The following is a 13,223-nucleotide window of genomic DNA, read 5'->3' on the forward strand; positions in this document are numbered from 1 at the left end:
GTAGTTGATATATACCTTTGGTTGTATGGAGTGAAATGTGACAAAAAAAACACAGCAGATGCAAAATAAGCTGACAACAAAAGAGATTAATCAGTTAGATGATTTGTTATTGGAGTTGTATCCAGAAGTTGATGCGTCCTATGAGGGTGAGGAGCATGTGTTTTCTGTTTCTATGCTGGATGGCTATTTGACCGCAGTGTTATTAGCGCCTTTTCCTATTGAAGAAGAGTCATGGGTAGAAGGCTTGTGGCAAGAAGACAGCCCTCCAGTGTTTCAAACACAAGCGCAGAAAAAAATACTGCTTGATGCGATTAAAAAACACTATTTATATATAGAGAGTATTGTTAATGGTGATTTGGTGGAATTTGAGCCATTAACCTATTATGCCGCGGATAATAAGCAATTGGTTCCGCAGATTGATTTATGGATAGATGGGTTTGCACGTGGTGTAGATTACTTTGAAAAATACTGGCGCTTTAATAAACAAATTGATGAAGTGATTGATCTGGTTTTAGCATTCGATGATAACCATGATTATGACAACCTTTCATTAGATCAACGAAATAAAGTATTACCAAAGCTTGGTGATTATATTATTCAGCTTCATGCCTTGAATAAGAGCCATCCTAATATTTAAGCTATTAGCGCTACACAATAGCGCATTTTCTCTTTACAATACTTTTCAACTTAAAGGTATCATAACGCTAAGTTGGTAGTGGTTTTATCTCTCTATCAGCTTAACGAATTTTAGTATTGGAGTAAAAATGAGCATACATCATAAACTGATTATTTTGGGCTCTGGCCCTGCTGGTTATACGGCAGCAATTTATGCGGCAAGAGCCAACTTAAGCCCAGTTATTATCACTGGTATGACACCCGGTGGACAGCTGACAACAACAACAGATGTTGATAATTGGCCAGGAGAGGAAAATGGGATTCAAGGCCCTGAGTTAATGGATAAGTTACAAAAACAGGCAGAACGTTTTAACACCAAAATGATTTATGATCATATTAACGCGGTCGATTTAAAGCAAAGACCTTTTACGCTGAAGGGCGATAGTGATACTTATACAGCTGATGCACTTATTATTGCAACAGGCGCAACGGCAAAGTATTTGGGTCTGCCATCTGAAGAAGCGTTTATGGGAAAAGGTGTCTCAGCGTGTGCAACGTGTGATGGTTTTTTCTATCGTGGTAAAGATGTAGCTGTTATTGGTGGGGGAAACACTGCAGTTGAAGAGGCGCTTTATTTATCTAATATCGCCAAGACGGTCACACTCATCCACCGAAGAGATACACTACGAGCCGAGAAAATATTGATTGATCATTTAATGGAAAAAGAAAAAAATGGCAATGTTAATATCAAATGGTTTAGCACCCTTGATGAAGTGTTGGGCGATGAAACTGGCGTGACAGGAATCAGAGTGAAAGATGTCAACTCTGATGCATTGTCAGAGCTTGCTGTTGATGGTGTGTTTATTGCCATTGGACATACACCAAATACGGGGATTTTTGACGGGCAGCTTGAGATGAAAAATGGCTATATTCAAGTGAAATCTGGGCTTGAGGGAAATGCAACTGTAACTAATATTGAAGGTGTGTATGCCGCTGGAGATGTGATGGATCATGTTTATAAGCAAGCGGTTACCTCAGCAGGAACAGGATGTATGGCCGCATTAGATGCTGAAAAATACTTAGATGCATTAGCTTAAAGGACTAAAAATAAATTAATTTTATCAAGAGTATTGAATATTTTTTCTAAATAGGGCATGATTTGCACGAAATTTTAAATCATGCTCATATCTGATTTTGATGGTTAACATCAGATACTAAAGGTGCATGATCATTTAGCTTTATAGAGGGTAGAATGGCAAAAGAAGAATGTATTGAATTAGAAGGCACAGTGACTGAGACTTTGCCAAATACAATGTTTCGTGTTGAGTTAGAAAATGGGCATGTTGTAACAGCGCATATTTCAGGCAAAATGCGTAAAAATTACATCAAAATTTTAACAGGCGATAAAGTAACAGTTGAGCTGACGCCATATGATCTAACCAAAGGCCGAATTAAGTTTAGAAACAAATAGTCTATTTATTATAATTTTTCTTTACATGTATTCATGCAGCACATATTCTTGATTCTTCGTTGTAAATATTTATGAGAACAAGAACTTTTTATGCATGGACTAAAGCTTAAAAAAAAGCAAAGTTTTAATATTGCTGCAATAAAAAGCGGTGAGATATATCAAAACTATTTTATAAATATGGGCATGATCGTACTTATTTTTGGTGTCTTTTTTACGCTTTTTGCATGGCTTATTACAAAGTATCTTACAGCAAGAAATATTGAAGTTGCTTAGGGTAGGGTTATAGCGAGCTTTTATCAATATACGCTTCGCCTGAGGCAAATGTTTTTATTGTGTTTTCACTCTTAATCAATAGCTGACCCAATGCATTTACACCAAGACACTGCCCTTGTATATCGGTTTCATTGGGCAAAATAATGCTTATTTCTTTATTATGAAGGTAGTCATATTGTTGGTATTGTGCTAAAAATGCATTGAACCCCTCATTTTCAAATTGATTTAAGCTTTCTAATAGTGTGCTGATCAGTGAAATGATAATAGCTTCTCTATTGACTATTTGACCTGTTGATAAGGCTAAAGAAGTCCACTCTTGAGAGATGTTGGTCGAGGCTTTCATATTGGCATTGATACCGATACCAATAATAATTTGACTTTGATAGTTTGATTCAGCTTTGACTTCAATTAAATTTCCAGAGAGTTTTTTGCCATTAAGATAAATATCATTTGGCCATTTAATTTGCGGTGAGATTGTGCAGCCACTTTTTACTAACGCATCAGAGATGGCGCAAGCAATAGCAAGGCTTAGTCCAGATAACTCGCTGACATCTTTATTAAGCGTCGTTTTCAAAGAAAAGTAGATATTTTGTGCAAAAGGAGAGCTCCAAGGTCGGTTAAAGCGGCCCTTGCCTTGAGACTGATGATCACTAATACAGATATGATATTTCGCACGTTGGACACTTTTTTGTAAGTAGGTGTTTGTTGAATCTATACTAGGGAAATACTCGATTAAGGTCTCTTTATTATGGCAACAATCATAGATGGCTTGTAAATCAATGAGCTTTAAATTATCGGCCAGTTTATAGCCTTTTCCTTTGCTGGAGATAATCGGCACCTGATATTTGTCTTGTAGCTGCTGGATGGCTTTCCATACGGCTGAGCGGGTAATGTTGAGTGTTTGACCAATGCTGGATCCATCAATATATCTATCAGCGCTTAAGAGTTTGAAAATGTTAATTAAAGTGTTATTCATCAGCGTGCTTTAAAAGGTTTTTTGGAGAGTATATCATTTCTTAGCTATTTTACGGACTGCAAAAGTTAAATAACTATATTAAGACCAATAAGCGGCCAGTAGCTCAAGGCAATGATAATAATAACAAAAAAGCCAATGATCTTTAACAAGCTGCCCCATAGGAAAGCACGTTGTAATCTGACATACTCTGAGTTAATGACAAGTGCCATCGCGGGGGTGCTGACAGGTAGCATAAAGGTAAGCCCTGCACTTGTTGCAATGGCAATGGTCATGACTCTGGGGTCAATGCCGTATTCAATGGAAAGGGCAAGGGCAATAGGAAGAAGAACTGCTACAGCCGCGGCATTACTCATAAGCTCTGTTAAAATACAAGCAAGTGCTATCAAGAGTATAAAAATAACAATCGGAGACTCAATACCAAGGGCAAGAATAAAATGGACAATTTCTTGGGCGGCACCTGTTTGCTGAAGTGTGACACTGAGGGCAATAGCGCTACCATACATAATGAAAATACCCCACTGAACATCACGCTCAACTTCTTTCCAGTTTGTAATACGCAGAAGAAATGCAAGAATCACCCCTAAAAGTGCAATCCAATCAAGTCCCCAAGAGGTTCCATAAAAAACCCAAAGGAAAATAGTAAAAAGAAGTACAAGGAGTGTTAAGATTTCTCTTGTACTGATTTTGCCCATTTTTTCTTTATGTTGCAGCAAGGTTTTTTGTGCAAGTTCAATGTTGGCTTGGCTGTTATGTGCAATCAGTAAGACAAATACTAATGCCACCACAAGAATAATTAGTACAATAGGGATTACCCACCAAGTCCACTCAATAAAACTGATGCTGCCAAAGTGTGATAATTTGTGATTGCTATTAAATGTATCTTGTAATATCCCTAAAGCAAGCGGCGCACGTGCTCCGCCTAGTAATGTCGCAGTGCCGCCAATCATAGCACCCCAAGCCATTGCCATATAGCTTGCAAAGGCAAACCGGCTACGCGTAGAAACTTTTGTTGCCTTAACGATTTCAATAACGATGGGAAGAAGCATTGCCGCAACCGCATGTTCACTTATGAAAAAAGCCAAGAAGCTTGAAAGGACAAAGATGGAGCTTGTAAGAGTTTTTGGGCCTTTTCCAAATTTTGAAATAATGCTAATTGCCATGCGTTTACTTAGACCCGATCGCATAACAGGGCTTGCAAGAATAAATGCGCCTAAAACAAAAAAGACAGCCGAGTTGCCAAAATAGCTATAAATATCATGTGCTTTAATTGCATCAGAGGCGGGTAGTAAGAATAAAACGATAATGCCTGTGATGGCTAAGGGAAATATGTTAGTAATCCATAAAAATGCCCCAACGCAAAATACGGCAAAAGCATGTTTGCCTGCGGGGGTAAACTGACCAAAATCTAATGACAGTGCAAAATAATAGATTGCTAGTGCGCAGATGATCCCAAGTGAAACTTTGAAAAACAACCGAACATCAATACCTTTTGCGATCATAGTGTTAGCATGCTAGGTTGTGTGTTTTTATTAAGTTAGATGAAAGTTGTGCATTTTTCCATAAAATGGGTGAAATATTCTCAAAAGATCACGGCCATTTTTAGATTGAGTTCATAGCTATTTTCTTTCTTCTTCTAGCGTGCTTAATACCTGTGATAGGTTTGATTTTAATGCTTCTAATGTATTTAACAGTGCAGTTTGATCTTCCTCTGAAATACCTTCAAGCATTTGCTGATAACTTTGAGCAACTTTATGGTTGAGTCGGTTAAGAATATGATTGCCTTTGTCAGTAATTTGAATACATTTGGCACGTCTATCTGAAGGGTGCGCAACTTTTTCAATATAACCTTGGGAAACAAGTCTATCTAAGACACGGATAAGGTTTTGCGCTTCAATTTCAAGGTGACCTGCAAGCTCTACCTGTGTTAAGTTGGGTCTGAAGTGTATATGAATAAGCGCACGGCGATCAAGCACATTTAGCCCTAAGGTTTTGGCATGAATATTATATAACTTTCTGATTAATAAACCGGTATCACAAACGGCAAACTCTAAAAGTTGTGTCGAAGAAAAAATCATTAACGCTATTTTATTTTCTTAGCTGCTGGTAGTCTGATTATAACAATGGCGCTGATAATTGTCAGTAGGATTCCAATAATAGAGATAAAGTCTGATACTTCGCTGAAAAATAGCATGCCAAGAATCGCAGCAAAGATCACATTTGAATAGTATAGTACACCGACATTTTGCGCGGTTGTATAGGTTAACCCAAGGACAAGAAGGTACTGTACTAAAAAGAAAAGCACACCGATAATTATCAGATCAAAAACGGTTTGTAGGCTAATAGGTGTCCAAAATGCAATAGAGACGATGCCTGCGATAATCGTTGAAAATAAAAAGTAATAAAATACAATCGTAATACTATTGTCATAAGCTGAAATTTGTCTCACCATGGTCATGGAAAGTGCCATAGAGATCCCAGCACCAAGTGCGATTAACGAGTAAGCATCAAAGATATGACTATCAGGCTTTAAGATTAAAATAATACCGATAAAGCCAGCGATAAGTGGTAGCCACATCTTATGCTGTAGTTTTTGACGCATAAAGATAAATAAGATAAATGGAATGAAAAAAGGTGAGGTGTTGGCAAGTAGTACGCCATCAACTAGTGGAACAAAATGAAGCGCAATAAATAAAAAGTAGCTGATGCCTAGGCTAAATATCGTTCTCCAGATATGTAAAACAGGCACTTTACTTTTAAAGAGCGAAGTGTCACTTTTGACTTGTTTAAAACCAATGATAGGTATGAGGATAATTAGCGCAATAAGACTTTGGATAAAAACCAGAACAGGCACAGGGACGCTGCCATCAATGCCTTTAATAATTGCTGCTTGCACGGCATAAAAAAATGCACTTAGTAATGTAAAGATAATGCCAATATGATGATTTGTTTTCATGTTAATATACTCAATTATAGAATTAAACATTATTATAATCAAATATTATTAAATTTCAAGTCTTATTAATCTATGTGTTGTTAGTATGCGTTTATGTATCAAAAAAGATACAGACTGTTACTTACATGAAACAGTTTTTTAAGACATTTTTAGTTAGTATAGGGTCATTGAAGTTATTTCATACATGACTAAAACTAAGGAGCACGATATGAAAAGATATGTATCCATCGCAGGAATGACAACATCATTAAAGAATCGTTTTAAGTCTCAGTATAAGCATGTATGCATTATTCAGACTCAAGGTAATCTTTTATAAGACAACAAATAAACAATAAAAGAGGAGAATGAATAATGGAGATGTTTTTATATCTTTGGAGTTCCCGTTATATTACACAAGCAAGTATTAAGCCAAGCAAGATCAAGGAAACAAAAAAGAAGTAGTAAAGATGTTTAGTCTTACTTCTCACTATCATCAAGAGACTGATGATCACTAGATAGTTGTTTTTCAAGTAGCTTTCTTGTTTGCACTGCTTTTACCCAATAAAGAATAAATAAGACAATGCTGGCAATGGCAACGGCAATTGATAAAAAAGAAATCCAGCTAATAAGCGGTAGAATAACAACACTTAAACCAAGGCCAAATAAAGTACTTCCTTTTTTTCTAATCTCAGCAGAATCATAATGCTTAAGTGCCTTTCCAATGCCAAATGGCAGCATCATCCAGCGAAAAACGTACCCGACGATAGGTATAAGGAACATCCATGCAAACCAAGCAGGAAAAATTTGCTTGTCCTTATCAATACGTTTGGCGAGCTTGTAAATGCTAAGAGAGAATAAAACGGCAATAAGGTAATAGATGACGATGCAGATCACGATAAATGCACCAATCCAGAAGTAGCTCTCAGGAGAGCCTTGGGTAATATGGGCATGATAAGTTGTAATCTCAAAGGTTTCTTGACTCATTGATTTGCCTTAAATGGAGAGTTGGTGACTGTGATCATTATATGCCATTCGCTTAAACACGGCAAAGTGTAAGTACGCTTATTTTGTTGATTTGATTATTTCCATCGGCTTGCAACATTGAGATAATTGCCTTTATGGTCGCACCTGTTGTAATGACATCATCAACAATGAGGAGGTGATTTGCCTTCAGCGGAGATTTCTGGCGAAAAGTATTCATTGGTTGATTTTGACGTGTGGTGAAATCAGATTGAGCTTGTGCCTTGGTATATTTATATTTACTGATGGTGTTTAAAAATAAAGTGCTATTGCTGTTATGAGCAATCGAGTTTGCCAGAATATCAGCTTGATTGAATCCACGCACCAAATAACGCAATCGATGACTTGGAACTGGAAGGATCATATCAATATCTTCCAGTGTACTTTGGCGTTTGAAAGTTGCAGCAAAATAGTAGCAAAGTGCCTCGCCAGCAAGATGATTCTTTTCATATTTAAACATACCTAAAAGCTTTTTTGTATGATCATGATAGTGGTTAAAACTATAAATATTAACGCCTTGCTCATTAATTATAATGCTGCGCCTTTTATATACAATAGACTCATTTGATAAGCTCTCTTCACAGTGCTGACATAAGCTCTTATCGCTCGATTCTCGACAAAGAATACATTCATAATTAAAAAGAAGAGATTTGGTGAATTGAAAAACTTGCTTTACAATGCGTGCTACATACACTGATTTGCCTCTATCCATGTTTGACTACTTTTTATTTAAGCATCTTTCAACAAAAAATAAACAAAATAGATTAAAAAATAATCCAGGATTCATTAAAGAAGAAATGGCAGATCGCCTGATAGATCGCCTTGGATTTATTAAAATCTCTCCCCAAGCCATCTATTTAGAAGGGGTGTTTTCTGATGTGCAAAAGCAATCTTTACAAGCGCGTTATCAAGGGGCAAAGTTTGTTGATGACCTCAATGGCAAGGTAGATTTAATTCTGTCAAATGCATGTATTCATCTTGCAGAGAATATCGCTGGAGCATTAGAGAGATATCAGAATGCCTTGTCCAAAAACGCGCTACTTTTATTTAGCAGTTTTGGTAGTACAACTTTACAGGAGATTACTGAAGCGTGGCGAAAAAGTGGTGACTATGTGCCACATATAAACCAAATGCTTGATATGCATGATATTGGTGATATTTTATTAAAACATCAATTTAAAGACCCTGTTGTGGATAGTGAAACACTGAGCTTAAGCTATGAAAATCTCAGTACATTATTTCAAGATGTTCGTGAAATTAATGAACCCTTAGCGGATACAAAAATGCGAAAAACGTTAACAGGTAAGAACAGGTGGAACGCTTTTTGTGATGCCTTGCAAGAGGGTGGGAGTGTAGTAAGCTATGAATTTATATACGGTTGTGCATACACGCAAGCATATTTACAGGCAAAACGTGTTGATGAAGAACAAGCAAGCATCTCTTTAGATATGCTTAAGGCTTGGATGAAGCAAAATCCTCAATAAAGTTCGAGGATTTGTGAGATATAAAATGATTGCATACCCCAAGCATGTTACAATCTACAGATATTTTTGTTTGCGTGTGAAAAAGTGAAGTAAGTAGCATAAAATGACAGTGTTAGATGACAAGTTAAAGAAAGTTAAATTTTTTATTTTAGATGTTGATGGGGTGATGAGTGATGGGAAAATCATTATCTCTAATGATGGCAATGAATCTAAACACTTTGATGTTAAAGATGGTTTGGCATTAGTGTTATTGAAAAAAGCAGGTATTCGAGTTGGCATTATTACAGGCAAAAGCTCTAATATTGTTGAAACACGTTTTAGAGCACTGGGTGTTGAAGATATTTACCAAGGGCAGAAAAATAAAATTGATGCATTTAATGAGTTGAAACAAAAATATCAGCTGGAAAATGAGCAAATCGCCTATATGGGAGATGATTTACCAGATTTAGCTTTGATGGATAAGGTTGGGTTTTCCGCAGCGCCTTTGGATGCCAATGCACTTATTCTACCTTATGTTGATTATCACTGTACTAAAGCAGGTGGGCAAGGTGCGCTTCGAGAATGTGTTGAGAGATTATTTTCAGCAAAAGGCATGTTGGATAAGGTCGTTGAAGATTACAGACTCTATGGTGAGGCAATGTTTTGATTTTTTTTGGTAAACGTGCATTTGTCTCTACGGTTTCTTTAGCCATTGTGGTCAGTGTCAGTGGTTGGTTTGTGATTAAATCAGCAGAGGAGCAGGTTTTAAAGGGAGCAATTCCGCCCAATTTTGTTGTCAATACTGCTGAGAACTTGCGCTATATTAAAACAACAGATAAAGGCAGCATCGCATATATCGCTGATGCAAAGACAGCAAAGCGTTATCAAAATGAAGATGCCATTATGTCTGATGTGAAAATACGTGTATTCAACACACAAGATCCATCACAGAAACCGTGGGATATTAGCTCAAATCATGCCAAAGTAACGAACAACAATAATAATGTTCAGATGTATGGTCATGTCGTGATGCAAAGAGCGGGAGATGGCATCAATACACCACCTATCAAAATTGCCAGTGAGCTGGTTAATTATGATAATAATAAAGATTTTATTAATACGGATAAACTGGTAACGATTACCGAACCAGGTACAGACAATATTACAACTGGTGTTGGGTTAACAGGGCATCCTAATCAGGGCGACTATCAATTATTAAGTAATGTGAGAAGCTATTATGTGGGCAATGAAAAATAGATTAGTGCGTGGTATTTTTGTTTTTGGTGCGATGGTGATTTCCTCAAGTGCTTTTGCACAAAGTGGATCTAGCACAATGGATGCAAGTAAAATGTTTGGTAAAAATACCACCAAAGATGGTCCTATTACAGTATGTAGTGATATGTTAAGCTACAGCCAAAAAAATCATCAATTAATTTACCAAGGCGATGTTGTTGTACTACAGGTAAAAGGGGCGAATATACTGTGTACCAGTACCCCTATCCCTGAAACTAATACCAACGATACAGCCTCAACGTATTCATTTGCAAAAATCAATACACTGGGTGATTATGAACAAAAACAAGCAGCTTCTCTCAAAGAAGCAAAAGAAATTTGTAAAAAACAAAATGGTTGTCGTTTTCTTGCAGGGCAAAAATTAACCATCTTATTTACAGCAGATAATAAAGCTATTGATAAGGTGATTTTGACAACCGATGATGAACATACAGCAAAATTTTATTCAATTCCTTTTCCAAAACCAACTGTGAAGGATGCAAATGATAATGCTGGTAAAGACAGTACAACTAAAGATGATGATCCGCCAATGTATGCAAGAGGTCAGATAATGACGCTTGAGATGCAGAAGAACCTTCTTACAATTGAAAAAAATGCTTATATTAATCGAGGTGGAAATCAATTTAGCGGTAAAAAAGTGCTCTATAATACAAATACAGGCGTTGTTACCGTGCCTGACACAGGAACGCGAGCGACTGTGATTCTTAATAATTCAGATATAAACAAGTAGTACACTATGACAGAACAAAAGCATCAGCTTGTAGCTGAAAATCTAGGAAAAGCATACCGTTCACGTTGGGTTGTGAAGGATGTTTCCATGGAGGTGAAAAGTGGTGAGATTGTTGGTCTTTTGGGGCCAAATGGTGCTGGGAAAACCACTTCATTTTATATGATTGTTGGTTTGATTCGCCCGAATAAAGGCGTCGTGAAGCTGAATAATCAGGATATTACTAAATATCCGATTCACTGGCGTGCAAGAATGGGCATTGGTTATTTACCACAGGAGGCGTCGGTTTTTAGAAAGTTAAGTGTTGAGAAAAACATTATGGCGATTCTTGAAACAAGAAAAGAGCTATCAAAAGCTGAGCGCAACGATGAGCTTGATGCACTTTTAGATGAGTTTAACATTCAACATATTCGCTCCTCTTTAGGAATGAGTCTTTCAGGCGGAGAAAGGCGAAGAGTGGAAATTGCAAGATCACTTGCGATGTCGCCACGTTTTATTTTATTAGATGAGCCATTTGCTGGTGTTGATCCTATTTCCGTTATTGATATTAAAAAGATTATCACACACTTGAAAAATCGTGGCATTGGCGTGTTGATTACCGATCATAATGTGCGTGAAACTTTGGATATTTGTGAACGTGCTTATATTGTTAATGCCGGTCATATGATTGCCTCAGGGCGCCCGCGTGACATTTTAAGTAACGAGCAAGTGAGAAAGGTTTATCTTGGTGAGCAATTTAAGATGTAATGCCAGTCACGCAAGTTATACCACTCGCAAATCATTTTACCCTATTTCTGCCATTGAATTTCTTGTTCTTTTAAGTCACCAGATATTACTAATAGTCGGAGCTATTACCTGCAATCCAATGACTCAAAACTATCAAAAACTTCTTCAACATTAAACACCGCAAAATGATTTGCGAGTGGTATAAATAGAATAAAGCTTAATCTTATTATCTTCTCATATGCGCTAGATTTGTCTGTTGTGGTATTGATATCGCTGAGATAAAGCCGATAATGCTGCCAATAATCATTAACACCATCACATTGGCAAGCACATGCGTTGCAAAGCTTGCAACAATAATTGCTAGAATAAAGTTAATGATAAATAGGCTGCTGGCAAGCGCTTTTGTATCTGCAAAACTAACAAGACTAAATATAAGCATAATAATACTGAGTAGTAATGCAGGAATGGCAACAGCAAGACTATAAGCAAATGCGATAATTGAGAAAATGATCGCTAAAACACCTGCGATAACAGCAAGTATAGAGCCTAAGTTTTTAATTGCACCCATTGTGTGTTCTCCTTTTACCTTATAAGTAAAGTTAATTCATAGAGGTCCTACATTGTGTAGGCTATCAGAACGCTTGGGTTCTTTTTCAAAACCCTAACGGTGTAATCAAGATCATATCGTATTTATTCGCTTATTGATAATGATGAAAAATTATGACACTTATAGATTATGGTTATACCTTTAGTCTGTTAGGCGCTGAACATGCTCGCTAATAAAATGAATAACGGCTTTGTTTTTTAATAGATGTGACTTTTCTTTACTATACAGAAGGTAGATCGCATTATCAAAATGGTTGGCAGTACTTTTATAATCTGGCAGCAGTGTGATAAGTTTTTGTGATTGAAGATATGGCTTAACAAAAATATCAGGCAATAAAGCGATACCAGCCCCTGATAGAACAGCATTTGTGATCACTTCAGAGCTATTACTAATCAGGAGCGCTTGCGAGAAAGGGTCAATGCGATAATCATGGTCATTTTTAGTAAATAGCCATGAGTTATAGGCACTATTTAGCTTCAAGGCTAAAAGTGTATGTTGCTTTAAATTATTTGGACAGAGGATAGGGGTGGTGTTGCGCTTTAAATAACAGTTTGTGGTGACAAGAGAATAGCCATAGGAGAATAGGCGCTTATAATACAGCTCTGAATCGTTTAACCTTCCTGCGCGTATGAACATATCCGTTGGTGAGTTGGAGATATCTTCCAATTTGTCTTCACAATTTATTTCAATATGAATATGTGGGTATTGCTGATTAAACGCTTTTAATAGTGGAGCTATATAACTGGCTGAAAAATACCAAGGAGCGGAGAGTTTAACGATACCTCTATATAACTCATTATCCTTATGAAACTTGAGCTTAAGTGAATTCATATCCTCAAGCATTGCCTTAACTTTAAGATAGAACTGTTGACCATACTCAGTCAGTGATACATGTCTTGTGCTTCGTTTAATTAAGGTCACGCCATATTCAAATTCAAGTTGTTGAATGGCGCGTGAGACAGAAGAGTTGGAGATATTCAATGATTGTGCGCATTTTGAATAGCTTTGTGTTTCAGCCAGGGTAATGAAAATGTGATAGCTTTTAAGCATTTAGTTCAATCCAATGTGGATCATTATTCCTAATATATAACATAAAAAATTAAATAGGTAATCTATTGTT

At 36.8% G+C, this 13,223-nt stretch carries 17 protein-coding genes; 9 read left to right on the forward strand and 8 right to left on the reverse strand.

What is annotated here, in order from left to right:
- Positions 1-37: 37 nt before the first annotated feature.
- The 4 genes from A37Q_RS0111755 (at position 38) to A37Q_RS0111770 (ending at position 2,359) form a co-directional block, all read left to right on the forward strand.
- A complete protein-coding gene (locus A37Q_RS0111755; RefSeq protein ID WP_018300475.1) occupies positions 38-637 on the forward strand; it encodes a UPF0149 family protein in 600 nt (199 codons plus the stop codon).
- A gap of 127 nt (positions 638-764) precedes the next feature.
- Positions 765-1,712, forward strand: coding sequence for a thioredoxin-disulfide reductase (gene trxB, locus A37Q_RS0111760; RefSeq protein ID WP_018300476.1), 948 nt, complete (start codon positions 765-767; stop codon positions 1,710-1,712).
- Positions 1,713-1,867: 155 nt separating this feature from the next.
- Entirely contained in the window at positions 1,868-2,086 is a 219-nt protein-coding gene (gene infA, locus A37Q_RS0111765; protein WP_018300477.1) for a translation initiation factor IF-1, read from the forward strand.
- A 90-nt stretch (positions 2,087-2,176) separates the two neighbouring features.
- Positions 2,177-2,359, forward strand: coding sequence for a hypothetical protein (locus A37Q_RS0111770; RefSeq protein ID WP_018300478.1), 183 nt, complete (start codon positions 2,177-2,179; stop codon positions 2,357-2,359).
- 7 nt (positions 2,360-2,366) lie between these two features.
- Here A37Q_RS0111770 and A37Q_RS0111775 read toward each other — a convergent pair whose 3' ends face one another.
- From A37Q_RS0111775 to A37Q_RS0111805, 6 genes are all read right to left on the reverse strand, one after another.
- Positions 2,367-3,335, reverse strand: coding sequence for a biotin--[acetyl-CoA-carboxylase] ligase (locus tag A37Q_RS0111775; RefSeq protein WP_018300479.1), 969 nt, complete (start codon positions 3,333-3,335; stop codon positions 2,367-2,369).
- 65 nt (positions 3,336-3,400) lie between these two features.
- Entirely contained in the window at positions 3,401-4,834 is a 1,434-nt protein-coding gene (locus A37Q_RS0111780) for an SLC13 family permease (RefSeq protein ID WP_018300480.1), read from the reverse strand.
- 117 nt (positions 4,835-4,951) lie between these two features.
- Positions 4,952-5,410 (reverse strand): MarR family winged helix-turn-helix transcriptional regulator, encoded by a 459-nt coding sequence (locus tag A37Q_RS0111785; protein WP_018300481.1) that lies wholly within the window; start codon positions 5,408-5,410, stop codon positions 4,952-4,954.
- 5 nt (positions 5,411-5,415) lie between these two features.
- Entirely contained in the window at positions 5,416-6,288 is an 873-nt protein-coding gene (locus tag A37Q_RS0111790) for a DMT family transporter (RefSeq protein ID WP_018300482.1), read from the reverse strand.
- Positions 6,289-6,744: 456 nt separating this feature from the next.
- Positions 6,745-7,251, reverse strand: coding sequence for a hypothetical protein (locus A37Q_RS0111800; protein ID WP_018300484.1), 507 nt, complete (start codon positions 7,249-7,251; stop codon positions 6,745-6,747).
- Between the two features lie 52 nt (positions 7,252-7,303).
- Entirely contained in the window at positions 7,304-7,999 is a 696-nt protein-coding gene (locus tag A37Q_RS0111805; protein WP_018300485.1) for a ComF family protein, read from the reverse strand.
- An 85-nt stretch (positions 8,000-8,084) separates the two neighbouring features.
- Here A37Q_RS0111805 and A37Q_RS0111810 point away from each other — a divergent pair, with 85 nt between their 5' ends.
- The 5 genes from A37Q_RS0111810 (at position 8,085) to lptB (ending at position 11,517) form a co-directional block, all read left to right on the forward strand.
- A complete protein-coding gene (locus A37Q_RS0111810; protein ID WP_154648689.1) occupies positions 8,085-8,771 on the forward strand; it encodes a class I SAM-dependent methyltransferase in 687 nt (228 codons plus the stop codon).
- Positions 8,772-8,874: 103 nt separating this feature from the next.
- On the forward strand, positions 8,875-9,417 hold the full coding sequence (locus A37Q_RS0111815) for a KdsC family phosphatase (RefSeq protein ID WP_018300487.1): 543 nt from the start codon (positions 8,875-8,877) through the stop codon (positions 9,415-9,417).
- Positions 9,414-10,007 carry an LPS export ABC transporter periplasmic protein LptC gene (gene lptC / locus A37Q_RS0111820; RefSeq protein ID WP_018300488.1) on the forward strand — a complete coding sequence of 198 codons (594 nt, stop codon included), beginning with the start codon at positions 9,414-9,416 and terminating at the stop codon, positions 10,005-10,007. The genes A37Q_RS0111815 and lptC overlap by 4 nt, the downstream gene beginning before the upstream one ends.
- Positions 9,997-10,773, forward strand: a complete 777-nt coding sequence (locus A37Q_RS0111825; RefSeq protein ID WP_018300489.1) for an LptA/OstA family protein — start codon at positions 9,997-9,999, stop codon at positions 10,771-10,773. The genes lptC and A37Q_RS0111825 overlap by 11 nt, the downstream gene beginning before the upstream one ends.
- A 6-nt stretch (positions 10,774-10,779) precedes the next feature.
- Complete coding sequence (lptB, locus tag A37Q_RS0111830; RefSeq protein ID WP_018300490.1) at positions 10,780-11,517, forward strand: LPS export ABC transporter ATP-binding protein; 738 nt, start codon at positions 10,780-10,782, stop codon at positions 11,515-11,517.
- A 205-nt stretch (positions 11,518-11,722) separates the two neighbouring features.
- Here the strand turns inward: lptB and A37Q_RS0111835 are convergent, their stop codons facing one another.
- Together A37Q_RS0111835 and A37Q_RS0111840 are read right to left on the reverse strand one after the other, a co-directional pair.
- Complete coding sequence (locus tag A37Q_RS0111835) at positions 11,723-12,064, reverse strand: hypothetical protein (RefSeq protein WP_018300491.1); 342 nt, start codon at positions 12,062-12,064, stop codon at positions 11,723-11,725.
- A gap of 180 nt (positions 12,065-12,244) precedes the next feature.
- Positions 12,245-13,153 (reverse strand): LysR family transcriptional regulator, encoded by a 909-nt coding sequence (locus A37Q_RS0111840; RefSeq protein ID WP_018300492.1) that lies wholly within the window; start codon positions 13,151-13,153, stop codon positions 12,245-12,247.
- Between the last annotated feature and the right edge of the window lie 70 nt (positions 13,154-13,223).

The organism is Fangia hongkongensis FSC776 = DSM 21703 (assembly GCF_000379445.1).
Classification (GTDB): domain Bacteria; phylum Pseudomonadota; class Gammaproteobacteria; order Francisellales; family Francisellaceae; genus Fangia; species Fangia hongkongensis.